The following is a 22,491-nucleotide window of genomic DNA, read 5'->3' as shown; positions in this document are numbered from 1 at the left end:
CTCGTACAAGCTCGACAGCGAATTGAGCTACGTCGACGTGCCGCTGTGCCGTTGAACTGGCGCGGTGCAGGTGGGCGAGCACGTGGCGAAGGTGCCTGACCTCATGGGGCTCGAAGCCCTGCTGGTAGAGTCCGGCCTGGCCTGACCCTAAGCCTTGCAAAATCCAATGTGGGAGGGGGCTTGCCCCGATGGCAGATTGTCAGTTGATATATCTATAGCTGACCCACCACCATCGGGGGCAAGCCCCCTCCCACACTGATTCGTGCCTCAATCAATCCGCGCAAACCGCTCAATCACCGGCTGCTCCCGATGCTCGGCCTGCCACAAGTCGTGGGCGCTTTGCATCGACAACCATAGCGGCGCGGTACTCACACCGGCCTGTTCCAACCGAACGGCAAGGTCCGGGCTGACCGGGGCGTGGCCATGCAAGATCCTTGAACTTGTCGCGCTCAGCCCGCGCGCCTAGTCTTCGTCCCGTCATCGCGAAAAACGGTGACACGGACGTGCAAGCCCGACGAAACTGTTTAGGCGTACAAACGCCCAGCCATCCAACGGGCGTTTTTCGTGCTCGCTGCTTTATGGCGGCTGCGCGCATGAGGTCTTCGGACCTGCTGGGTGTCCTAAACAGGCCCTCGAACGGCGCATTCTCCATGAGAAATGAAAGGCCCCTGTGGTGAAGGCACTTTCCCGTTCAGTGACGCTGCAGCAGAAGAAAATCAGCAATCAGCATACCCGCCAGGTACACCATCAAAATCACCACGCCCGCGTCCAATAAACGCCAGACCTTTGCCGAACGAAATAGCCCCGTCAACCTTTGGCATCCCAACGCCAAAACCACAAACCACACCAGCGACGCGGTCATTGCTCCGCCGGCAAAGAACGCTTGTTGGCTGACGGGCTTTGCTGCACCAATAGAGCCAATTAGCACCACGGTATCCAGCCAAGCATACGGATTGGCAAATCCAAGTATCACCGCTGTGCGCAGCAATCCCCTTTGTGAGGTGAGGTCGCTTTGAGTATCTGGCATCGACTGGTTACGCACACAAACCAATAACCGCTGCCAGCCAAACCACAACAGATAGGCCGCTCCCGACAACAGTAGGAACGCCACCAAACCTGGCTTGCTGCCGAGCAACGAGCCCAAGCCCATGACGCCAAGAGCGATGAGGATGATATCGGCGAACACGCATACCGCCACCACACCCCAGACAGGGCTGCGACTGACACCCTGGCGAATAACCAGGGTGTCCTTCGGTCCAGGAGCTGCGAACAGTCCGATGCCCAGTAGAAGACCTTCGAGATAAAAGGCGTTGAAGTCTGGAGTCATGAAGTGCTCGACCGCCTGGGTATCAGTTCAATTGAAGGGGTTGATTGCCGAAACCGGTATGGCGCGCGTTGACGGTGCTTTTCAAGTCGATCGGCTGGTGGCGGAAAAAGCCTGTCAGTTCCTGCTCCGCATCAGGGTTGACGAAGTAAATGAGAGAGCTGCGTGGCATTGGTCCCCGAGGAGCCAGAACCGTGTGGTATTGATTCACAGCACGCTTTGATGTGGTTCATGGCTATATCCAGGGTAGATGTAAAGGAATGCAACAAACACTAGGTTCGCAAGCATGCGAGAAACTACGACACTGGATATGACTGACTAAAAGGGCTCATCCGTGTCCTTCACAACATCGCCAGCAGGTGGCTAGTGTGCATGGTTCAAGACACGTGGCGGCGGACAGGTTGTCTTTTTTGGCGGACAAAGAAATGACGTTCACCTAAAAATGGGAACCGCAAACTTCGTATGAATATAAGAACGCGAGATACCCTCAGGTCTCTGGTTGCACGGCGCAGCCGAGAGTTGGGCAAGCCCCTGACTGCGCTGGCCAAGGAGGCGGGAATTTCCAGAACCTACCTGTACGGTCTAGCGGCTGGAGCGTCCAGGGACCCGTCGGTGCGCACGCTGATCAAGCTGGCGAAGGCATTGCAGGTTTCTCCCTTGCTGCTGTTTCGCTACTTCGCTGACCTGACAGGCGCGCCCGATAACGTGTGCTCGATGGCTACCACCAATCGGGCGGCAGGTATTGATGATCCGGAGGACATTGCGGTGTTCAATGCCGATGTCACGACGCCTGATCAAGCCGTCGTGTTGCCGGGGGAAGTTTTTCAGAAAACCTGGGAGATTCAGAACCTGGGCACACGACCCTGGCGCGGGCGACGACTGGTGCGTGTTGATGGGGAATATGTGATTGCCCGCCGCGCAGATCCACAAGGCCAGTTGGAGGTAGTAATGGACATTCATCTGCGTAGCTTGCACAGCGAACTCCCTATTGCCGATACCCTTCCGGGCCAGCCGGTGCATATCAGTGTGGAATTTGCTGCACCCAGGGAGACTTGTACAGTGGCTTCAGTCTGGAGAGTCGAGGATGAGAAGGGAAAACCTTGCTACGGCCCTGAGTTCATTTTGCATGTGGTGGTTAACGTCATGGCACGTTGAGCGTCCGGTCGGATTTTTCCTTAGTCAATCCGCGCAACCACTCAACCAGCAGCTGCTCCCGAGGATCCTACAAGCTGGATCTGTCCTGATTCCTATAAACGTAAGGCTTGGATCGAATGGTTGTCTGAAATTTCTGTAAGTCATGACGCTGAGATTTTGCTGATTTTTGAGTGCTAGCTTTTGACGCTCAACCCCATCAGCAAGGATCCGCAAATGGCTGTCCCTCCAATGCCCCCAGGCGTTTCACTGCAAGACAATATCGCTCTGGCCAACAACCGCAGGATGCATCTGAAGCCTGGTTCGGCGTTCACCTATTCGTGGTTTTACTCCCAAGTCAGAGGGCGTGGCCCTTGGGACTACAAACAGAAAAGTCGTGAGTACGAGGCGTTCGGTAACTTCAACTATGGGGTGACCGGCACAGTGCTGGGAATTCCGCAGGGCGTGCTGTTGAGAGCGGCCGGTGCTGCGCAAAAGGCTGCCGGGACGTCACGAGCAGAGTTTGGTGACTGGTGGGGTGATGCACCGTATGGCGATGATCAGAGCGACCAGCATTGGATCAAGGAGGGTATCGAATATGCCAGAGCTCAAGGGTATTAAGTGGCCGGTCCAGGGGTTGCTCATCGGGCTGTTGGTGGTGTGTCTCGCGCACTTGGGCATGGGTTGGTTGATGAGCCCAGGTACACCGGAGTTAGATGAGGTAGTACTCAAATACTCCTTGGGCAACGGCTCCTCTATCTACGGCGCACGAGACAGCCAAGGCGGCGCGACGGTGGGTTTTTCCTACAGGTATTACGTCCATACGGATCTGGAGAATGATCAGGAAATACTCACGACATTGACGTCGGCACATCCCTTCCTGAGAACCAAAGAGCCTACTGTGCAAGTGAGTGAACAGAATGGAATGCTTCGATTGGATGTTCGGGGGCGAGTGTATGAGTACAGCAGCTATGTCCTCGAAGGCCCTGAAAGTGTCGAGGTGGTGATGTGGCGAGGGAGCGCTTTTTTCTTGAGGTGAGTGGCCAGCCTTCGGATTTTTCCTGCAAGATTTTAGGCCGTGCATGAACTTGTCGCGCTCAGCCCGTGCGCCTAGTCTTCGTCCCGTCATTGCGAAAAACGGTGACACGGACGTGCAAGTCCGGTTACATGTCGGCGCACCAACGCCCATAGCCACTCAACGGGCGTTTTTTATGCCTGCTGTATTTATTATGGCGGCTGTGCGTAGGAGGTCCTTCGGGGTCTGCCGGGGTCCGATATGCCCGGTCTTGCACACCTGCGCACAGCTGCACCTTAATTCGCGTGCAAGCGGAAGAGGGCAGTCTCCATCACATATCGGAGCCGCAAATCATGGTCAAACCTACACCCAATCCACCCGCAAGCCTCTTCACCGTAAACCCCCACCAAAACACCGAAACCCTGCTGGTCAACGCCAGCGAAACCCTGTCCTCCCTCAACGCACTCACCTGCAACCTGGCCTTCGACCTGGACACTTCCCAGCGCGCCATCATGCTCGGGATTCAGCAAATGGCCGAGTTGGGGCAATTATTGGTGGATAGAGCGCTGGAGCAGGTCAGCCCTTCTGCGCAAGAGGTCCCAAACAGGGGTTGATCAGTCCCTGTTTGGGACCGCTATCTCACAGACACCACTGAGCAAATGTGGGAGGGGGCAAGTCCCCTCCCACATTTTGACCTTCACTTGGCTCGGGTCAGCGTTTGCTGATGCTCCATTACTCCAGCCGTAACGATCCGCCGCTAAGCTTGATTGATGGCCCCCTGAATCACTCCTAAGGTACAGCCCACGACAGCAAACCCGTGGAGCGACCATGACAACAACAATAAACCCCGACTCGCGCTGGACGCGGCGGCGCGACGAGAAGCAGCGGCGGCTCGGGCTGGTCAAGAAGTACGCAGACGGGGCCGTGCTGCCCAGCGACAAGATCGTCGAGGCCCTTGAAGCGCTGATCCTCCCCGGCGACCGTGTCGTACTGGAGGGCAACAACCAGAAACAAGCCGACTTCCTCTCGCGCTCCCTCGCCAAGGCCGACCCCGCCAAGCTCCACGATTTGCACATGATCATGCCCAGCATCGGGCGTTCCGAGCACTTGGACCTGTTTGAAAAGGGCATCGCCCGCAAGCTGGATTTCTCCTTCGCCGGCACCCAATCCCTGCGCATCAGCCAGTTGCTCGAAGACGGCCTGCTGGAAATCGGCGCGATCCACACCTACATCGAGCTGTATGCGCGACTGGTGGTGGACCTGATCCCCAACGTGGTGCTCTCCGCCGGTTTCATGGCCGACCGCGCCGGCAATATCTACACCGGCGCCAGCACCGAAGACACCCCGGCGCTGATCGAACCCGCCGCGTTCAGCGACGGCATTGTCATCGTGCAGGTCAACCAGTTGGTGGATGACGTCACCGATTTGCCCCGCGTCGACATCCCGGCAAGCTGGGTGGATTTTGTGGTGGTGGCCGACAAGCCGTTCTACATCGAGCCGCTGTTCACCCGCGACCCGCGCCACATCAAGCCAGTCCACGTGCTGATGGCGATGATGGCGATCCGTGGCATCTACGAAAAACACAATGTGCAGTCGCTCAACCATGGCATCGGCTTCAACACCGCCGCCATTGAGCTGATCCTGCCCACCTACGGCGAATCCCTGGGCCTCAAAGGCAAGATCTGCCGCAACTGGACCCTCAACCCGCACCCGACGCTGATCCCCGCCATCGAAAGCGGTTGGGTGCAAAGCGTGCATTGCTTCGGCACCGAACTGGGCATGGAAAACTACATCGCCGCCCGCCCGGACGTGTTCTTCACTGGCCGCGATGGCTCGATGCGTTCCAACCGCATGTTCTGCCAACTCGCCGGCCAATACGCGGTGGACCTGTTTATCGGCGCCACCCTGCAAGTGGATGGCGACGGCCACTCCAGCACCGTAACCCGTGGCCGCCTCGCTGGCTTTGGCGGCGCGCCGAACATGGGCCATGACCCACGTGGCCGTCGTCACGGCACTCCGGCGTGGTTGGATATGCGTCACGACGATGCGCCCGAGGCCTTGTTGGAGCGCGGCAAAAAACTCGTGGTGCAAATGGTCGAGACATTCCAGGAGGGTGGCAAACCCACCTTCGTCAACACCCTGGATGCCGTGGAAGTGGCACGCAAAAGCGGCATGCCCCTGGCGCCGATCATGATCTACGGCGACGACGTCACCCACCTGCTTACCGAAGAAGGCATCGCCTACCTGTACAAAGCGCGGTCCCTGGAAGAGCGCCAGGCGATGATCGCCGCCGTCGCCGGGGTAACCGCCATCGGCCTGCGCCACAACCCCAAGGACACTGCGCGTATGCGCCGCGAGGGCCTGATCGCCTTGCCTGAAGATCTGGGCATCCGCCGTACCGACGCCACCCGCGAGCTGTTGGCCGCCAAGAGCGTGGCCGATCTGGTGGACTGGTCCGGTGGCCTGTACAACCCGCCCGCCAAATTCAGGAGCTGGTAAATGCGCGCTCTTAAACTGCACGAACTCAGCCTTGCGGATCGCCTGGCGGACCTGGCCGTCGATGCATTGATCGATGAAGCGGACCTGTCCCCCAAGCCTGCCTTGGTGGACCGTCGCGGCAACGGTGCCCACAGCGATTTGCACTTGGGGCTGATGCACGCCTCGGCGCTGTCGTTGTGGCCGATGTTCAAGGAAATGGTCGAAGCCGCGATTGAAATCGGTGAGGTCGGCTTGCCGCTGCGTGAAGCGCTCGGGCGAATCGGCCGTGAAGGTGAGCAAGCGATGCTGATCACCACCAACGGTGTAAACACCCACCGCGGCGCTATCTGGGCGCTCGGCCTGCTCACTGCTGCGGCAGCCTTGGAGCCCCGCGCCATAACGCTGACTGCCGCCAGACTCGCCCTGCTCAACGACCGCTACGCCCCACAATCGCGGAGCCACGGTGCCGAGGTCGCGCAACGCTACGGCGCACGTGGTGCCCGTGAAGAAGCACAGCTCGGCTTCCCCTCGGTGATGCAACGCGGCCTGCCGCAACTGCACAAAAGCCGCAGCCAAAACGCCGGCGAACAGAACGCACGCCTCGACGCCTTGCTGGCGATCATGACCGAGCTGGCCGACACCTGCGTGCTCTACCGCGCCGGCACCGAAGGCTTGCAGGCCATGCAGCAGGGCGCCCAGGCGGTGCTCGATGCGGGCGGCAGCGCAAGCCTTGCTGGCCGCCGCCAACTGCACGAACTCGACCACCAATTGCTGGCCCTGAATGCCTCCCCCGGTGGTGCCGCCGACCTGTTGGCCGCCTGCCTGTTTATCGACCGCCTCGACGGAGCGTTGTGATGGAAACCTTATCCTTTGAGTTCCCCGCCGGGCAGCCGCCAAAAGGTCGTGCGCTGGTGGGTTGCGTCGGCTCCGGCGACCTGGAAGTCCTGCTGGAGCCTGGCATGGCGGGCACGCTGACCATCCAGGTACAGACGTCGGTGAATGGTGCTCAGCAACGCTGGCAGCACTTATTCGAGCGCATCTTTCAGGAGCAGACGCCGCCTGCCCTGAAGATTGATATCCACGATTTCGGCGCCACACCCGGCGTGGTGCGCTTGCGCCTGGAGCAGGGTTTCGAGGAGATCGGCCATGATTGACTTAGCCAAGCACAGCTTCGTTGAACTGGGCGCTCGGCAGCGGGCCAAGGCCTTGCTGGACGCCGGCACGTTCCGCGAATTGATCGACCCGTTCCAACGGGTCATGTCGCCCTGGCTCAGCCGCCAGGGCGTGGTGCCCCAGGCTGACGACGGCGTGATCATCGCCAAGGGCAGCATCGATGGCTTACCGGTGGTGATCGCCGCCATCGAAGGCAATTTCCAGGGCGGCAGCCTGGGTGAGGTCGGCGGCGCAAAAATCGCCGGCGCGCTGGAGCTCGCAGCCGAGGACAACCGCAAGGGCATTGCGACCCGCGCCGTATTACTGCTGGAAACCGGCGGCGTGCGCTTGCAGGAGGCCAACCTGGGCCTGGCTGCGATTGCCGATATCCACGCGGCGATTGTCGACCTGCGCCAATACCAACCGGTGATCGGTGTGGTGGCGGGCAGCGTTGGCTGTTTTGGCGGCATGTCCATTGCCGCCGGATTGTGCAGCTATCTGGTGGTGACCCGCGAAGCGCGCCTGGGCCTCAACGGCCCGCAAGTGATCGAGCAGGAAGCCGGGCTGGAGGAGTACGACTCCCGTGACCGTCCGTTTATCTGGAGCCTTACCGGCGGCGAGCAGCGCTTCAACAGCGGTCTCGCCGACCGTTATGTGGCCGACGATGTGACGCAGATCCAACAGACCGTCATCGCGTTGCTGCACACAGGCTTGCCGGCTCAACAGCGCAGCCAGCAGGCCGATTGGTATCTGGCACGGTTGGCCGAATTGGACGCGGCAGCGCAAATCGACCCGGCGACGGTTCGCGATCTGTATCAGGGAGAACGCTCATGAGAGGTTTGCAGTGGTTCAACGCATTGAGCGCCGGCGCCGCAGCTGTCGACGGGTTGCCGGCTTCGCTGAAAGTCGCTGACGGCCCATTAGGTCGTTTTATTGCCGTGGTCACGGATGAGCAAAACCGCTTCCCCCGGGCCCGTAATGGCGAAGTCGGCCTGCTGGAAGGCTGGGGGTTGGCCAAGGCCGTGGATGAAGCCATCGCTCGCGGCGACAAGCGTCCCATCATCGCTATCGTCGATGTGCCGAGCCAAGCCTATGGCCGTCGCGAAGAAGCCCTGGGCATCCATCAAGCCCTGGCCGCCGCCGCCGACAGCTACGCCCGTGCCCGGTTGGCCGGCACCCGGTGATCGCGCTGCTGGTGGGCAAGGCCATGTCCGGTGCTTTCCTCGCTCATGGCTACCAGGCCAATCGCCTGATCGCCCTGCGCGACCCCGGTGTGATGGTGCACGCCATGGGCAAGGCCTCGGCGGCGCGGGTGACCCTGCGCAGCGTCGAAGAGCTGGAAGCGTTGGCCGCCAGCGTGCCGCCCATGGCCTATGACATCGACAGTTACGCCAGCCTTGGGTTGTTGTGGGAAACCTTGACGGTCAGCCAGATCGAACAGCCCACCGTCGACGATGTGGCGCGGGTCAGCGAATGCCTGGTGAGTGCGATCAAGGACATCAGCACGTCCGATTTGAGCGGACGCCTCGGCGCCACCAATCGTGCCGCTTCCAGCCACGTGCGCCAACTGTTGCGCGAGCAATGGTGAACGCCCACGACCTGCTCTGGGGCATGACCCCGGCGCACCTGCCCGCCGACGCACCGGGCTGGGCGGTGGACTCGATCAGCGCCGGTCACCCGGTGGTGGTGCGTCGTGCCCTTGCCGAGGCGGGCCAGGTGGCGATCGGTGTACGTGGGTGTTTGCGCGAACAGCGGTTTGCCGCCGTGATGCCGATGGCGGCAGTGCGTCGGCGTGTGTTGCCGGAGGCGTTGCGTGCCGTGATCTCGACCCGGGATTTACCCGCGTTGCAGGCATTGCAGCAGGTACGCCCGGTGCTGGGCCAGGCAAGCTGGGGCGTCAGTGGCAGTGCGGGGTTTGAGTTGGCGAGCGGCATCGAAGCCCTGCATGCGATGAGTGACCTGGATTTGATCCTGCGCGCACCTGAGCCGCTGGATCGCAACCAAGCGCGGGCGCTGCTGGTGCGATTGGACAAGGCGGTGTGCAGCGTCGACCTGCAACTGCAAACCCCATTCGGCGCCGTCGCCTTGCGTGAATGGGCCGGGCCGTCACGCCGCGTGCTGCTCAAAACCGCCAGCGGTGCGCACCTTGTACTCGACCCCTGGCAGGCCGTGGCATGAGCAGCCTGCTGGTGTTTCCGGGGCAGGGCGCCCAGCGCACGGGCATGCTCCAGGCGTTGCCGGCCGAGATCCTGGCCGAGGCCAGCGATGCCTTGGGCGAAGACGTGCGCCGGCTCGACTGCGCGCAAGCCTTGGCCAGTACCCGCGCCGTGCAACTGTGCCTGTTGATCGCCGGCGTGGCGCACGCTCGCCGTCTGCAACACACCCCGGATTATGTGGCCGGCCTGTCCATCGGTGCCTATCCGGCAGCGGTGATCGCCGGCGCGCTGGCGTTTGCCGATGCGGTCAGGTTGGTCAGCCTGCGTGGTGAGCTGATGCAACAGGCTTATCCACAAGGGTATGGCATGACGGCTTTGATAGGCCCGGAGTTATCCACCGTCGAAACCTTGCTGGCTGAGATCCACAGCCCGCAAACCCCGGTGTATCTGGCCAATATCAATGCCGACAACCAGACCGTCATCGCCGGCAGTGATGCCGCCATGAAGCGCGTTGCCGAGCGCATCAAGGGTAATGGCGTCGCCAAGCGCCTGGCCGTCAGCGTGCCGTCCCATTGCGCATTGCTGGAGCAACCGGCCCAGGCACTGGCGCAGGCATTCGTTGCACTCACGGCACCGCGTATCACCTATTTGAGCAGCACCCGTGCGCGGCCGATCCACAATCCCGAGCAACTGCGCGACGACCTGGCCTTCAACATGTGCCGCGTTGTCGACTGGCGCGGCACCGTGCAAAGCGCCTATGAGCGCGGCGTGCGCCTGCAAATCGAATTGCCGCCGGGCGCCGTGCTCACCGGTCTGTCACGCCGCGTATTCGAACAAGGTACGGTGATCGCCTGCGAAGGCGCGCGCCTGGACACGTTGCAGGCCCTGCTGCAAGAGGAGGAGCGCCGCCACCGATAAAGCACCACCCAAGGCTTTCGAAGCACAAAAACAACAATTTCGATCGAGCACTTTGAGGACAACAACAATGATTATCTACGGTGTGGCATTGCTGGCGATCTGCACGCTTGCGGGCGTGATCATGGGCGACATGCTCGGCGTGTTGCTGGGCGTCAAATCCAACGTGGGCGGGGTGGGCATCGCGATGATCCTGCTGATCTGCGCCCGGTTGTGGATGCAAAAACGCGGCGGCATGACCAAAGACTGCGAGATGGGCGTCGGCTTCTGGGGCGCCATGTACATCCCGGTGGTGGTGGCGATGGCGGCGCAACAAAACGTGGTTACCGCCTTGCATGGCGGCCCCGTCGCGGTGCTCGCGGCCATCGGCTCGGTGGTGGTGTGCGGTTGCACCATCGCGTTGATCAGTCGGACTCACAAGGGCGAGCCTCTGCCCGCCGAAGAGCCGCTGATCGTTCCAGCGGGAGGTCGCTGATATGTGGGATCTCATCGAAAAAGGCTTGGAACATAACGGCCTGGTCACCGCCTTCGCTTTCGTGGGCGTGGTGATGTGGATTTCCGTGGTGCTGTCCAAGCGCCTCACCTTCGGGCGCATTCACGGTTCGGCGATCGCCATCGTGATTGGCCTGGTGCTGGCCTGGGTCGGCGGCACGATTACCGGCGGACAAAAAGGCCTGGCCGACCTGGCGCTGTTCTCCGGCATTGGCTTGATGGGCGGTGCGATGCTGCGTGACTTCGCCATCGTCGCCACGGCGTTCGAAGTGCAGGCCACCGAAGCGCGCAAAGCCGGGATGATCGGGGTGATTGCGCTGTTGCTGGGCACCATCCTGCCGTTCATCGTCGGCGCGAGCATGGCCTGGGTATTTGGCTATCGCGATGCCGTCAGCATGACCACCATCGGTGCGGGCGCTGTGACCTACATCGTCGGCCCGGTGACCGGAGCGGCAATTGGTGCGACCTCGGACGTGATGGCGCTGTCGATTGCCACCGGGTTGATCAAGGCGATCCTGGTGATGGTCGGCACGCCTGTGGCGGCGCGCTGGATGGGCCTGGATAACCCGCGTTCGGCAATGGTGTTTGGTGGGTTGGCCGGGACGGTGAGCGGTGTGACCGCGGGCCTGGCGGCGACGGACCGGCGGTTGGTGCCGTATGGTGCGTTGACAGCGACGTTCCATACCGGGCTTGGGTGTTTGCTGGGGCCTTCGTTGCTGTACTTCATTGTTCGTGGGTTGGTTGGCTAGCTTCGGTGGGGGCTGGTTTGGCCTCATCGGGGGCAAGCCTCCTCCCACATTTGAAATGCGGTCGAAATGTGGGAGGGGGCTTGCCCCCGATAGCGGTCTCAGGCCTGCCGATTGGCATACATCCGGCACTCCGCCAACAGCGCCAGCAAATTCGGGTCACGTTCCTTGGCCTTCAAGAACACCACGCCAATCTGCTGCTGCAACCGATACCTGGGTTGCAGCGGTATCAGCTTCACGCGGTTTTCATACACCGCCGCGATCCGCCCCGGCAGCAACGCATAACCCACCCCCGAACTGACCATGCTCAACAGCGTGAAGATGTCATTGACCTGCATCGCCACTTTCGGCTCGAACCCCGCTTGCTTGAACACCCGGTTGCCATCCTGGTGAGTGGCGAAGCCCTGGGTGAGGGTGATGAAGGTAGCGTCGCGCACGTCGGCCAGGTCGATATCGTGCTCACGGTCGAAGGGTGAATCGGCCGGGGTGGCGAGGAAGATGTCATCGGAGAACAGCGCGATCTGTTCGCAGTCGGGGTCGTTGGCGTGTTCGTCGAGGGAGATCAGGATCGCGTCCACTTCCATGTTCTTGAGCTTGTAGAGCAGGTCGAAGTTGGAGCCCAGGATCAGGTCGATGTTGAGCTCGCTGCGGCGGATCTTCAGGCCCATGATCAGTTGCGGCACGGTTTTGACCGTCAGCGAATACAACGAGCCCAGCTTGAAGCGCTCGGCGGAGAACCCGGCGGCTTCGCGGGTCAGGCGCACGCTGTCGACCACATCGGCCACCAGTTTCTGTGCGCGTTCTTCGAGCACGTAGGCGCTTTCCAGCGGTGTGAGGTTGCGCCCTTCGTGTTTGAACAGCGGGCAGCGCAGGGCGTTTTCCAGGGAGTGGATGGCGCGGTGCACGCTGACGTTGCTGGTTTGCAGCTCGGCGGCGGCGCGGGCCAGGTTGCCGGTGCGCATGAACGCCAGGAAGATTTCGAGCTTTTTGAGGGTGAATTCTTCGTCGATCAGCATGGCCGTGGGCTCTTGTTCGAATGCCCCCGATTGTGCCCGCAAAACTGCGCGGCGTCGCTGGAACGTCATGCGGCGCTTGCACTCTTAAGCCCAAGGCGGGAGGCTTGCCTCCAGCCGTCAACGGTTACAGGAGGTCGGTAACACATGTACCACGGGGAACGATTCAACGCCTGGAGCCATTTGCTCGGTGCAGTCGCGGCGTGTATTGGCGCCGTGTGGATGTTGGTGGTGGCAAGCCTCGATGGCAGCCCCTGGAAGATCGTCAGCGTGGCGATTTATGGCTTTACGCTGATGGTGCTGTACAGCGCGTCGACCGTGTACCACAGCGTGCGCGGGCGGCGAAAAGAGATCATGCAGAAGGTCGATCACTTTTCGATCTACCTGTTGATCGCCGGCAGTTACACGCCGTTTTGCCTGGTGACGCTAAGAGGCCCGTGGGGCTGGACGCTGTTCGGCATTGTGTGGGGGTTGGCGGTGATTGGCATTTTGCAGGAGATCAAGCCGCGCTCCGAGGCGCGGATCCTCTCGATTGTCATCTACGCCGTGATGGGCTGGATTGTGCTGGTGGCGGTCAAGCCGCTGATCGCCGCGTTGGGCACCGCTGGGTTTACCTGGCTGGCGTCGGGCGGGGTGTTGTACACCGTCGGCATTATCTTTTTTGCCCTGGAGGACCGCCTGCGCCACTCCCATGGGATCTGGCATCTGTTTGTGATCGGCGGCAGCCTGCTGCATTTCGTGGCGATCATGCGCTACGTGCTATAGGCGTTCCAGCAACTCACAGGCGCGGTGGCTGAAGATCTCCAACAGCTTGGCCAACATATGCGGGGGCGGCTCATTGGCGCGGGTCAGGGCGTACAGGGTGATCGGCAGCGGCGGCGTGAGAGGGCGGATGCAGGTAGTGGCCGTCGAGGCGCCCAATGCGGTGAAGGGGTCGATCACGGTCAACCCCGCGCCGGACTCGACCATCGCCCGCGCCAGTGAATAGGTTTGCACCGAGATCGTCACCCGTGGCGCCGGTTCGACACTCTCCAGGTAGCTGTCGAGTTTGGCTGCCAGCGGGTCGGCGCTGGATAACCCAATCAGCGGCGCGCCGGCCAGGTCGGCCAATGGCAAGGGCTGATGCAGTTCAGCGTCCGGCCAATAGCCTTTGGACGCCAACGCCACCAGCACGCCGTTGGCCAGCACTTGGGTGGTCAACCCCGGATGGCCGGAGAAGCTGAGCGTCAGCGCCAGGTCAATCTCGCGCATCAACAGCTTTTGCACCAGTTCGCGGCTATGGTCGCTGGACAGCTCGCAGGCCATGTCCGGGTAACCGCGTTTCCATTCCAGAATCGCCGGGGGCAGCAGCGATAGCGCCAGCGCGGGGATGGCACCGATGCGCACGCTTTGTCCCGGCGCACGGCGCAAGCTCTTGGCCAGGCGCCGCACCCCTTGCAGGCTCGCGGTGACTTTCTCCACTTCAGTCTCCAGCGCCAGGGCTTCCGGCGTGGGCTGCAACTTGCCGCGCACGCGCAGGAACAGGGGGAAACCCAGTTGCAATTCGGCGTGCTGCAAGACTTTGGTCACCGCAGGTTGCGACACGTGCAGCAGTTGCGCGGCGGCGCTGACGGAGCCGGTCTGGCGGATCGCCTGGAAGATCTCGATATGACGCAAGCGCATGGCAAGTCCATAACCTTTGTTTATAGGTGGCCCATCTTTATTCATTGTCGGTGGCCTGTCACCTGGGCCTACGCTTGAAACCTCTTGATTCGGGCGGGTGGCAGCGATGGTGTGCATCATTGGCGGTGGAGTGATCGGTTTGGCCAGCGCCTACGCGTTGGTACGCGCAGGCCATGAGGTGACAGTGATAGACGCCCGCGACAGCCTGGGCAGCGAGACCAGTTTCGCCAACGGCGGGCAGTTGTCCTACCGTTATGTGGCGCCGTTGGCCGACGCCGGTGTGCCGCTGCAAGCGATTGGCTGGCTGTTGCGCGGTGATTCGCCATTGAAGCTGCGCCCGCGCCTGGACCCGCAACAGTGGCGCTGGATGGCCGCGTTTATTGGCGCCTGCCGGGGCTCGGTGAACACGCGTAATACTGCCCACTTGCTGCGCCTGGCCTGCTTGAGCCAGAACACCCTGCAACAATGGCGTGTCGACGACCGCCTGGGCGACTTCGATTGGCGGCGCAACGGCAAGCTGGTGACGTTTCGCAATGCCGACACGTTTGAGCGTGCGCGCAGCAAGGTCACCGATGTCCTGCAGCAACAGGTGCTGTCCACGCTGGACTGCGCCCGCCTGGAACCTGCACTGGCCCACGCGGCGCAGGGCTTTGTCGGCGGTATCTACACGCCGAATGAGGAAGTGGCGGACTGTCATGCCTTCTGCCAACGGCTGGCGGCGCGACTTGAAGCGTCGGGGCGCTGTACCTTTGTGTTGGGGCGCAAGGTGACCGGGATTCGTCACGCCGACGGTGCCGTCACGGCCGTCGAGTTGGGCGATGACGTGATGCCGGTCCGGCAACTGGTGTTGGCGGCCGGGCATCGCAGCGCCGAGTTGGGGTTGCCGGGCCTGTCACTGCCGCTGTATCCGCTCAAGGGCTACAGCCTGAGCGTGCCGATTGGCCCGCAGCACCAGGCGCCGAATGTGAGCATCACCGACTACGACCGCAAGATTGTCTACGCACGTATCGGCGAGCAACTGCGAGTGGCGGCGATGGTGGACATCGTTGGGTTTGACGCCGGGCTTGAGCCCAAACGACTGGCGCTGATGAAACGCCAGGCTGTCGAGACATTTCCTACAGCAGGTGACTACGACCATGGGGTGGAATGGGCCGGCATGCGCCCCGCCACGCCTACCGGTGTGCCGCTGATCGGCGCCAGCGTTTATCGCAACCTGTGGCTGAACCTGGGCCATGGCGCGCTGGGCTTTACCCTGGCTTGCGGCAGCGGCCAACTGTTGGCCGAATTGATTGGCCGGCACGCGCCTTCCATTGATATGCAGGGCCTGACGCCCCGCGCCGCTTGAGGATGCAACCATGACCATTGATCGAATCAGCAGCAATGAGCGTCTTTCGGGTGCCGTGACCTTCAAGGACCTGGTGTTCCTGTCCGGCCAGGTGCCGGGCGACGGTCAGGACGTGGCAACACAAACCCGCGAAGTGCTGGCGAAGATCGACGGGCTGCTGGCCCAGGCGGGCAGCGACAAGGACAATCTGCTCAATGCGACTATTTACCTGAAAGACATCGGCACCGGTTTTGCGCCGATGAACGAGGTGTGGTCGGCGTGGCTGTCGCCGGGGATGGCGCCCACGCGCACCACCCTGCAGGCAGAGCTGGCACGGCCGAGTGTGCTGGTGGAAATCAGCGTCATCGCTGTACGTAAATAACCAACGGAGCATAACAATGAAAAAAATCCTGTTGACCGGCTGTACATTGGGGCTGTTATTTGGGGCTCAGGTTCAGGCCAATGAACCGGCGCTGGCCGGCACGTTGAACAAGATCGCCAACGCCAAGTCCATCACCCTGGGCTATCGCGATGCGTCGGTGCCGTTTTCCTATGTGGGGGATCACAGCGGCAAGCCCATGGGCTATTCGGTGGACCTGGCGAGCAAGATTGTCGAGCGCATCCAGCAGAAAACCGGAGTGGCGGATCTGAAGGTGAAGTACAACCTGGTGACGTCCCAGACCCGAATCCCGCTGGTGCAGAACGGCACCGTCGACCTGGAATGCGGCTCCACCGGCGTGACCGCCGAGCGGCAGAAACAGGTGGCGTTTTCCTACGGGTTTATCTACGTGAAAGGCCAGTTGCTGACGGCTAAAGACAGTGGCATCAAAGGCTTCACCGACCTTGCGGGCAAGAACGTGGTGACCACCGCCGGCACCACCAACGAACGTTTTCTGAAGAGCTACAACGCCGAGCACAAAACCAATATGTTCGTGATCAGCGCCAAGGATCACGGCGAGGCGTTCAAGATGCTGGAGACGGGCCGCGCAGTGGCGTTCTATATGGACGACGCGCTGCTCTACGGCGAACGCGCCAAAGCCAAGGACCCGCACAATTGGGTCGTGGTGGGCGAGGAGCAGTCGCGGGAGATCTACAGCTGCATGGTGCGCAAGGACGATCCGCAGTTTCTCGCGGTGGTCAACGACACCTTGGGTGAGTTGTACCGCAGCGGCGAGATCAATGGGATTTACCAGCGCTGGTTTGAACAGCCGATTCCGCCCAAGGGCCTGAATCTGGAGTTCCCGATGACCAGTGAGTTGAAGGCGATTATTGCCAAGCCGGTCAGCGACCCGGTCGAGTAAGACTGGGTGATCCAATCCAGACGTGGGAGGGGGCAAGCTCCCTCCCACATTTTTGATTGGGTGGGCAAAGTGGCTTAGAAGTCGCCCCAGAGTTGTTGGGCGACGGCCAATGCGACGACGGGCGCGGTCTCGGTGCGCAGCACCCGCGGGCCCAGGCGCGCTGCATGGAAGCCGGCACCTTGGGCGGTATCGACTTCATGGTCGGTCAAGCCGCCTTCCGGCCCGATCAGGAAGGCCAGGCTCGACGGCTTGGCATGGCTGATCATCGGCTCGGCCACCGGGTGCAACACCAGCTTGAGGTCGGCTTCGGCCTGTTTCAGCCAGTCCGCCAGCAATAGCGGCGGGTGAATCACCGGCACCGTAGAACGCCCGCATTGCTCGCACGCACTGATCGCCACCTGGCGCCAGTGCAGCAGGCGCTTGTCGGCGCGTTCGTCCTTGAGGCGCACTTCGCAGCGGTCGCTGAAAATCGGTGTGATTTCGTTGACCCCCAGTTCAGTGGCTTTCTGGATCGCCCAATCCATGCGCTCGCCTCGGGACAGGCCCTGGCCGAGATGGATGTGCAGCGGTGATTCAGTCTGCCCAGTGAAGCGTTCGGTGAGGTTTACGGTGACGCGTTTTTTCCCGACCTCCAGCAACGTGCCGCGAAACTCCTGGCCGGAGCCGTCGAACAATTGCACGGCGTCGCCGTCGACCATGCGCAGCACGCGGCTGATGTAATGCGCCTGGGCTTCGGGCAGTTCATGGTCACCGAGGCTCAGCGGGGTGTCGGTGAAAAAGCGGGACAGTCTCATGTCTGTTCTCTGAAGAATTTAGGTAGGAGCCATCAGCCCGGGTCGCGAAAGCCTGGGTGGAAGTCTTTTGGCACGGCGACGCTGACCTTGCTGTTGGTCGCGATATCGATGCCTTCGCTGGCAACGGTGGCGAGGAAGTCGATCTGCTCCGGCGTAATCACGTACGGCGGCAGGAAATACACCACGCTACCCAATGGGCGCAGCAGCGCACCGCGTTCCAGGGCGTGTTCGAACACCTTCAAGCCACGGCGTTCCTGCCACGGATAGGCGGTCTTGGTGGCCTTGTCCTGGACCATTTCGATGGCCAATACCATGCCGGTCTGGCGCACTTCCGACACATGGGGGTGATCGACCAGGTGGGCAGTGGAGGTGGCCATGCGCTGGGCCAGGGCCTTGTTGTTTTCGATGACGTTGTCTTCTTCGAAAATATCCAGGGTCGCCAGGGCCGCCGCGCACGCCAGCGGGTTGCCGGTGTAGCTGTGGGAGTGCAGGAAGGCGCGCAGGGTCGGGTAGTCATCGTAGAACGCGTCGTAGACATCATCCGTGGTGACCACGGCCGCCAGCGGCAGGTAGCCACCCGTCAGGGCCTTGGACAGGCACAGGAAGTCCGGGCGGATGCCGGCCTGCTCACAGGCGAACATCGTGCCCGTACGGCCGAAGCCTACGGCGATTTCATCGTGGATCAGGTGCACGCCGTAGCGGTCGCAGGCTTCACGCAGCAGCTTGAGGTACACCGGGTGGTACATACGCATGCCGCCGGCGCCCTGGATCAGCGGCTCGACAATCACGGCGGCGACGGTGGCGTGGTTGTCCGCGAGGGTCTGTTCCATGGCCAGGAACATGTTGCGCGAGTGCTCTTCCCAGCTCATGCCTTCGGGACGCAGGTAGCAGTCCGGGCTTGGCACCTTGATGGTGTCGAGCAGCAGCGCCTTGTAGGTCTCGGTAAACAGCGGCACGTCGCCCACCGACATCGCCGCGATGGTTTCGCCGTGGTAGCTGTTGGTCAGGGTGACGAAGCGCTTTTTGTCCGGCAGGCCGCGGTTGAGCCAATAGTGAAAGCTCATCTTCAAGGCGACTTCAATGCACGACGAACCATTGTCGGCGTAGAAGCAGCGGGTCAGGCCTTCGGGCGTCATCGCCACCAGGCGCTCGGAGAGTTCAATCACCGGCTGGTGGCTGAAGCCGGCGAGGATCACGTGTTCCAACTGATCGACCTGGTCCTTGATGCGCTGGTTGATGCGCGGGTTGGCGTGGCCGAACACGTTGACCCACCAGGAGCTGACGGCGTCGAGGTAGCGCTTGCCTTCGAAGTCTTCCAGCCAGACGCCTTCACCGCGTTTGATCGGGATCAGCGGCAGTTGCTGGTGGTCTTTCATCTGGGTGCAGGGATGCCACAGCACGGCGAGGTCGCGTTGCATCCACTGGTTGTTCAAGCCCATCGGTGATCTCCTCGAAGCGGTCCTGCGAGCGGCGCAGGCGAAACAATCGCGCAAGCCTATGCAATGGTGGCCTGGGTCACAAGCCATTGTCGGGAATTCGGAGTAAACACAGGACGGACTGTCACGTTTCTTAGGAATAGTCCTTAATCCTTGGTTAACCTATTGTGCATACGCTCCAGATCGGATTTCTCGATATTTCAAAGCGAAATTTTCCGCTTTAATTCGATAGGTAAAACGCTAGTCTTGGGCGCAGCTCTTACGGGATTAAGTACATGCAGCTACGTAACTCTCCAGCCCGGTACGGCTGGGTCAGTATGATTTTGCACTGGGGCGTAGCCCTGGTTGTATTCGGTCTGTTCGCCCTGGGCTTGTGGATGGTCGGGCTCGACTACTACAGCGCCTGGCGCAAAGATGCGCCGGACCTGCACAAGAGCATTGGCATCACGCTGTTTGCCATTATGTTGGTGCGGATCATCTGGCGCCTGCTCAGCCCGCCACCACCGCCGTTGGCCAGCTACAGCCGCCTGACCCGCCTCGGCGCTGCGTTTGGCCATGGGTTCCTCTATCTCGGGCTGTTTGCCGTGATGATTGCCGGTTACCTGATTTCCACCGCTGATGGTGTCGGTATCCCGGTATTTGGTCTGTTTGAAATCCCTGCCGTGGTTTCCGGTCTACCGGACCAGGCAGACAACGCAGGCCTGGTGCATCTGTACCTGGCCTGGGTGCTCGTGGTCTTCGCTGGCTTACATGGCGTGGCTGCGTTGAAACACCACTTTATCGATCGTGATGCGACCCTCACGCGAATGCTGGGGCGCAAAGCCTGATGTTCAACCTCGACTCACAAGGAATATAAAGCATGTTGAAAAAGACACTCGCTGCTCTGGCACTCGGTACTGCTCTGCTGTCTGCCGGTCAGGTGATGGCCGCTGACTACAAAATCGACAAGGAAGGCCAGCACGCCTTCATCGACTGGAAAATCAGCCACCTGGGCTACAGCTTCATCCACGGTACGTTCAAGGACTGGGATGGCTCGTTCAGCTGGGATGCCGCCAAGCCTGAAGCCAGCAAAATCGCCGTCGACGTGAAAACCGCCAGCCTGTGGTCCAACCACGCTGAACGTGACAAGCACATCGCCAGCAAGGACTTCCTGGACGTTGCCAAGTTTGCTGACGCCAAGTTCGTGTCTACCGCTGTTAAATCCACCGGCGACAAAACCGCTGACGTGACCGGCGACCTGACCTTCCACGGCGTGACCAAGCCTGTGACCTTCAAGGCTACCTTCAACGGTGAAGGCAAGGATCCATGGGGTGGCGAGCGTGCCGGCTTCAACGCCAAGACCACGCTGAACCTGAATGACTTCGGCATCAAAGGCCCAGGCCCGTCGTCGCAGACTGTTGACCTGGACATCTCGCTGGAAGGCGTCAAGCAGAAGTAATTTCTGCCCACAGCAGGGCTCATTGGTTTTTGCTGAGCCCAAAAAAATGCCCCCGTCTCGAAAGAGGCGGGGCATTTTTTATGGGGCTTTAAAACTCAGCGGTTGCGGGTCAGCAGCGCTGGTTTTTCACCACGAGGGCGGCCTGGCAGTTGATCCAACTGCTCAGGTGTCGGGAAGCGGTCAGCTTTCGACTCCTTGTGGATGATCTTCGGCGCCGGGCCACCACGCGGGTTTTGCACGGCTGGCTCGGACGAACGAGGCTGGTCGTCACGGGCTGGTCGGCGGTTGTTGCTGCGCGAGTCTTCACGACGGGCCTGGCCGTCACGCGGTGCACCGCTACGCGGACCGCTGCGCTTGGCAGGTGGAGTGCCGGTGGTGCCGCCGCTGCTGTTGCGCGGACCGTTTTGGCGAGCGCCCTGTGGCTGGCCGCCACGGGGTGCGCCAGTGCCTGCGCCCTGTGCTGGAGCACCTGGACGACGACCACGGCCTTGGGCCGGTTTGGCCTGGGGCACGTAGTCAACGCGGTTACCGAAGTTGTCCACGTCGTCGTCGAGGAACTCGTCCGGGGCACGGTCGGCGGTAGCGCGGGGCGGCTGGCTCGGCTGACGCTGTTCGCGGGCCGGGGTCCCTTCGCGGGGTTTCTGTTCGCGGGCTGGGCGTTCGCCACGGCCGTTGGTGGGCGCTTTTTCCTTGCCGCCTTTGTCTTTGCCTTTGTCACGACGACCACCGCCGCCACCGCCGCCGTTCGGGCCATCGCCCTTCGGACCGCGTGGGTTGCGTGGGTTACGCACGTCCGGACGTTCGCGCACTTCAGGCTTCTCGGCCTCTACGGCGCTGGCATCGAAGCCCATCAGGTCGCCGTCGGCGATTTTCTGCTTGGTCATGCGTTCGATGCTTTTCAGCAGTTTTTCTTCGTCCGGTGCTACCAGGGAAATGGCTTCACCCGAACGACCGGCACGGCCAGTACGGCCGATACGGTGCACATAGTCTTCGTCGACGTTTGGCAGCTCGAAGTTGACCACGTGTGGCAACTGGTCGATATCCAGGCCGCGTGCGGCGATATCGGTTGCTACCAGGATACGTACGCTGCCGGCCTTGAAGTCGGCCAGGGCTTTGGTGCGCGCATTCTGGCTCTTGTTGCCGTGGATGGCGACGGCAGTGAGGCCGTGCTTGTCCAGGTATTCAGCCAGACGGTTGGCACCGTGCTTGGTACGGGTGAACACCAGCACCTGTTCCCACGCGCCGTGGGTGATCAGGTGGGCCAGCAGCGAGCGCTTGTGGCTGGCGGCCAGGCGGAACACGCGTTGCTCGATACGCTCGACCGTGGTGTTCGGTGGCGTGACTTCGATGCGTTCCGGGTTGTGCAGCAGCTTGCCAGCCAGGGCGGTGATGTCCTGGGAGAACGTTGCCGAGAACAGCAGGTTCTGACGTTTGGCCGGCAGGCGGGCGAGGACTTTTTTCACGTCATGGACAAAGCCCATGTCGAGCATGCGGTCGGCTTCGTCCAGCACGAGGATTTCCACGTGGGACAAATCGACGCTGCCTTGGCCGCACAAGTCGAGCAAGCGACCAGGGCAAGCCACCAGCACGTCAACACCACGGGACATGGCCTGAACCTGTGGGTTCATGCCGACGCCGCCGAAGATGCAGGCGCTGACGAACTTCAAGTCGCGGGCATACAGCTTGAAGCTGTCGTGCACTTGGGCGGCGAGTTCGCGGGTAGGGGTCAGGACCAGTACGCGCGGTTGGCGCGGGCCGTGACGCTGGGATTTGTCCGGGTGACCATTGGGAAACAACCGCTCCAGAATCGGGAGGGCGAAGCCGCCGGTTTTACCAGTACCTGTCTGAGCCGCAACCATCAGGTCGCGACCTTGCAACACGGCGGGAATGGCCCGCTGTTGCACCGGAGTAGGCTCGGTATAGCCCGCTGCCTCGATGGCGCGGACTAAAGCCTCGGAGAGACCGAGGGAAGCAAAGGACATGAGTAATCCTGTTTTAGTTAGGGCTTGGCCCAAAGGGATAATCTTGCCGGGCGTGAATGGCGCTTAGGGGAGCGCAATCCCGTCCGGTCCTGCTGCGTCTGGCGGGCACTCCACCGGCTCGCGCGGGCTGGA

Annotated in this window: 24 protein-coding genes and 3 pseudogenes; 20 read left to right on the top strand and 7 right to left on the bottom strand. The window is 61.5% G+C overall.

Annotated elements, in window-relative coordinates; translation table 11 throughout:
- Nucleotides 1-145: pseudogene (locus IQK56_RS05095) on the top strand (chemotaxis protein CheW); the annotation flags it as partial.
- 122 nt (nucleotides 146-267) lie between these two features.
- Here the strand turns inward: IQK56_RS05095 and IQK56_RS05090 are convergent.
- Both IQK56_RS05090 and IQK56_RS05085 read right to left on the bottom strand, forming a co-directional pair.
- Nucleotides 268-444: pseudogene (locus tag IQK56_RS05090) on the bottom strand (HigA family addiction module antitoxin); the annotation flags it as partial.
- A 247-nt stretch (nucleotides 445-691) separates the two neighbouring features.
- Nucleotides 692-1,327, bottom strand: coding sequence for a LysE/ArgO family amino acid transporter (locus IQK56_RS05085; protein ID WP_193864202.1), 636 nt, complete (start codon nucleotides 1,325-1,327; stop codon nucleotides 692-694).
- A 459-nt stretch (nucleotides 1,328-1,786) separates the two neighbouring features.
- Between IQK56_RS05085 and IQK56_RS05080 the strand changes: the two genes are divergently transcribed.
- From IQK56_RS05080 to madM, 13 genes and pseudogenes are all read left to right on the top strand, one after another.
- Complete coding sequence (locus tag IQK56_RS05080; RefSeq protein WP_193864201.1) at nucleotides 1,787-2,479, top strand: NBR1-Ig-like domain-containing protein; 693 nt, start codon at nucleotides 1,787-1,789, stop codon at nucleotides 2,477-2,479.
- Nucleotides 2,480-2,692: 213 nt separating this feature from the next.
- Nucleotides 2,693-3,076, top strand: coding sequence for a polymorphic toxin type 44 domain-containing protein (locus IQK56_RS05075; RefSeq protein ID WP_193864200.1), 384 nt, complete (start codon nucleotides 2,693-2,695; stop codon nucleotides 3,074-3,076).
- Nucleotides 3,054-3,494 carry a hypothetical protein gene (locus IQK56_RS05070; protein ID WP_193864199.1) on the top strand — a complete coding sequence of 147 codons (441 nt, stop codon included), beginning with the start codon at nucleotides 3,054-3,056 and terminating at the stop codon, nucleotides 3,492-3,494. Before IQK56_RS05075 ends, IQK56_RS05070 begins: the two co-directional genes overlap by 23 nt.
- A 329-nt stretch (nucleotides 3,495-3,823) precedes the next feature.
- Entirely contained in the window at nucleotides 3,824-4,084 is a 261-nt protein-coding gene (locus IQK56_RS05065) for a DUF6124 family protein (RefSeq protein WP_193864198.1), read from the top strand.
- A 214-nt stretch (nucleotides 4,085-4,298) separates the two neighbouring features.
- Nucleotides 4,299-5,969, top strand: coding sequence for a malonate decarboxylase subunit alpha (gene mdcA / locus IQK56_RS05060; protein WP_193901579.1), 1,671 nt, complete (start codon nucleotides 4,299-4,301; stop codon nucleotides 5,967-5,969).
- A complete protein-coding gene (locus IQK56_RS05055; RefSeq protein ID WP_193901577.1) occupies nucleotides 5,970-6,803 on the top strand; it encodes a triphosphoribosyl-dephospho-CoA synthase in 834 nt (277 codons plus the stop codon).
- Nucleotides 6,803-7,102, top strand: a complete 300-nt coding sequence (locus IQK56_RS05050) for a malonate decarboxylase subunit delta (protein ID WP_122306627.1) — start codon at nucleotides 6,803-6,805, stop codon at nucleotides 7,100-7,102. The genes IQK56_RS05055 and IQK56_RS05050 overlap by 1 nt, the downstream gene beginning before the upstream one ends.
- Entirely contained in the window at nucleotides 7,095-7,934 is an 840-nt protein-coding gene (locus IQK56_RS05045) for a biotin-independent malonate decarboxylase subunit beta (RefSeq protein ID WP_193863791.1), read from the top strand. The genes IQK56_RS05050 and IQK56_RS05045 overlap by 8 nt, the downstream gene beginning before the upstream one ends.
- Nucleotides 7,931-8,688 (top strand): annotated as a pseudogene (mdcE, locus tag IQK56_RS05040) (biotin-independent malonate decarboxylase subunit gamma). The gene IQK56_RS05045 and the pseudogene mdcE overlap by 4 nt, the downstream one beginning before the upstream one ends.
- On the top strand, nucleotides 8,682-9,278 hold the full coding sequence (locus IQK56_RS05035) for a malonate decarboxylase holo-ACP synthase (RefSeq protein ID WP_193863789.1): 597 nt from the start codon (nucleotides 8,682-8,684) through the stop codon (nucleotides 9,276-9,278). Before mdcE ends, IQK56_RS05035 begins: the two are co-directional and overlap by 7 nt.
- Nucleotides 9,275-10,174, top strand: coding sequence for a malonate decarboxylase subunit epsilon (mdcH, locus tag IQK56_RS05030; RefSeq protein WP_193863788.1), 900 nt, complete (start codon nucleotides 9,275-9,277; stop codon nucleotides 10,172-10,174). Before IQK56_RS05035 ends, mdcH begins: the two co-directional genes overlap by 4 nt.
- Nucleotides 10,175-10,241: 67 nt before the next feature.
- Nucleotides 10,242-10,646: a malonate transporter subunit MadL gene (gene madL / locus IQK56_RS05025; protein WP_122310527.1), complete on the top strand. Its 405-nt coding sequence runs from the start codon at nucleotides 10,242-10,244 to the stop codon at nucleotides 10,644-10,646.
- 1 nt (nucleotide 10,647) lies between these two features.
- Nucleotides 10,648-11,412, top strand: coding sequence for a malonate transporter subunit MadM (gene madM, locus IQK56_RS05020; RefSeq protein WP_122310525.1), 765 nt, complete (start codon nucleotides 10,648-10,650; stop codon nucleotides 11,410-11,412).
- Between the two features lie 98 nt (nucleotides 11,413-11,510).
- On the opposite strand, the gene IQK56_RS05015 is transcribed toward madM, so the two are convergent.
- Nucleotides 11,511-12,425, bottom strand: a complete 915-nt coding sequence (locus tag IQK56_RS05015) for a LysR family transcriptional regulator (RefSeq protein WP_122310523.1) — start codon at nucleotides 12,423-12,425, stop codon at nucleotides 11,511-11,513.
- A 144-nt stretch (nucleotides 12,426-12,569) separates the two neighbouring features.
- Between IQK56_RS05015 and trhA the strand changes: the two genes are divergently transcribed.
- Nucleotides 12,570-13,187 (top strand): PAQR family membrane homeostasis protein TrhA, encoded by a 618-nt coding sequence (gene trhA / locus IQK56_RS05010; protein ID WP_150674393.1) that lies wholly within the window; start codon nucleotides 12,570-12,572, stop codon nucleotides 13,185-13,187.
- Here the strand turns inward: trhA and IQK56_RS05005 are convergent.
- Nucleotides 13,182-14,084: a LysR family transcriptional regulator gene (locus tag IQK56_RS05005; protein WP_193863787.1), complete on the bottom strand. Its 903-nt coding sequence runs from the start codon at nucleotides 14,082-14,084 to the stop codon at nucleotides 13,182-13,184. The genes trhA and IQK56_RS05005 overlap by 6 nt on opposite strands.
- 97 nt (nucleotides 14,085-14,181) lie before the next feature.
- On the opposite strand from IQK56_RS05005, the gene IQK56_RS05000 reads away from it, so the two are divergent.
- From IQK56_RS05000 to IQK56_RS04990, 3 genes are read left to right on the top strand one after another with little or no spacing between them, the layout of a single operon-like run.
- The gene (locus tag IQK56_RS05000; protein ID WP_150674392.1) at nucleotides 14,182-15,429 is read left to right on the top strand and encodes a D-amino acid dehydrogenase; all 1,248 of its coding nucleotides are present in this window, start codon (nucleotides 14,182-14,184) and stop codon (nucleotides 15,427-15,429) included.
- Nucleotides 15,430-15,439: 10 nt separating this feature from the next.
- Complete coding sequence (locus IQK56_RS04995; RefSeq protein ID WP_150760260.1) at nucleotides 15,440-15,790, top strand: RidA family protein; 351 nt, start codon at nucleotides 15,440-15,442, stop codon at nucleotides 15,788-15,790.
- 16 nt (nucleotides 15,791-15,806) lie between these two features.
- Nucleotides 15,807-16,709 (top strand): transporter substrate-binding domain-containing protein, encoded by a 903-nt coding sequence (locus IQK56_RS04990; protein WP_193863786.1) that lies wholly within the window; start codon nucleotides 15,807-15,809, stop codon nucleotides 16,707-16,709.
- 74 nt (nucleotides 16,710-16,783) lie between these two features.
- Here the strand turns inward: IQK56_RS04990 and IQK56_RS04985 are convergent, their stop codons facing one another.
- Both IQK56_RS04985 and IQK56_RS04980 read right to left on the bottom strand, forming a co-directional pair.
- On the bottom strand, nucleotides 16,784-17,503 hold the full coding sequence (locus IQK56_RS04985; RefSeq protein ID WP_150674390.1) for a 16S rRNA (uracil(1498)-N(3))-methyltransferase: 720 nt from the start codon (nucleotides 17,501-17,503) through the stop codon (nucleotides 16,784-16,786).
- A gap of 32 nt (nucleotides 17,504-17,535) precedes the next feature.
- The gene (locus IQK56_RS04980; protein ID WP_150674389.1) at nucleotides 17,536-18,942 is read right to left on the bottom strand and encodes an adenosylmethionine--8-amino-7-oxononanoate transaminase; all 1,407 of its coding nucleotides are present in this window, start codon (nucleotides 18,940-18,942) and stop codon (nucleotides 17,536-17,538) included.
- A gap of 272 nt (nucleotides 18,943-19,214) precedes the next feature.
- Between IQK56_RS04980 and IQK56_RS04975 the strand changes: the two genes are divergently transcribed.
- Together IQK56_RS04975 and IQK56_RS04970 are read left to right on the top strand one after the other, a co-directional pair.
- Nucleotides 19,215-19,766 carry a cytochrome b gene (locus tag IQK56_RS04975; protein ID WP_122310507.1) on the top strand — a complete coding sequence of 184 codons (552 nt, stop codon included), beginning with the start codon at nucleotides 19,215-19,217 and terminating at the stop codon, nucleotides 19,764-19,766.
- Nucleotides 19,767-19,798: 32 nt separating this feature from the next.
- On the top strand, nucleotides 19,799-20,377 hold the full coding sequence (locus IQK56_RS04970; RefSeq protein WP_099585807.1) for a YceI family protein: 579 nt from the start codon (nucleotides 19,799-19,801) through the stop codon (nucleotides 20,375-20,377).
- 95 nt (nucleotides 20,378-20,472) lie between these two features.
- On the opposite strand, the gene rhlE2 is transcribed toward IQK56_RS04970, so the two are convergent.
- Nucleotides 20,473-22,359: an RNA helicase RhlE2 gene (gene rhlE2, locus IQK56_RS04965; protein ID WP_122310505.1), complete on the bottom strand. Its 1,887-nt coding sequence runs from the start codon at nucleotides 22,357-22,359 to the stop codon at nucleotides 20,473-20,475.
- Between the last annotated feature and the right edge of the window lie 132 nt (nucleotides 22,360-22,491).

The sequence above is a fragment of the Pseudomonas cyclaminis genome (assembly GCF_015163715.1).
Classification (GTDB): Bacteria; Pseudomonadota; Gammaproteobacteria; order Pseudomonadales; family Pseudomonadaceae; genus Aquipseudomonas; species Aquipseudomonas cyclaminis.
Note: the sequence above shows the minus strand (reverse complement) of the source record. Positions and strands in the feature narration are given on the sequence as shown.